Raw genomic sequence first — 274 nt, forward strand, 5'->3', positions numbered from 1 at the left:
TATTTGTGTTTGTGAGATATCTATTTTTATAGGGGGATGAATCAAAATTTAGAATGTTTTTCAATGGCTTTTCTAAATAGAAAGCAAGTTTTTTCTTTCCCTCAAAGGTAAAGTGAATGCCATTATTTGTACGTAATTTGGCTATTTTTCCATGAATATCATAACCGGAAAAAGAAAATCGACCTTGTTCATCAGTAAAACCATTCCAAATATCGAGGAAATATCCTCCTGCTACTTCTGTTTCTTTTCTGTAGAGTTCATTGAAAATTTTCAT

The 274-nt window shown here is 30.7% G+C and carries 1 protein-coding gene; it reads right to left on the reverse strand.

Translation table 11 applies throughout. The features are described 5' to 3' along the window. Positions 1-274 (reverse strand): DUF459 domain-containing protein (locus ACFIO5_RS12720; RefSeq protein WP_522729903.1); only part of this gene is annotated, 274 nt, incomplete at both ends.

This window comes from Bartonella sp. AA86SXKL (assembly GCF_042196885.1).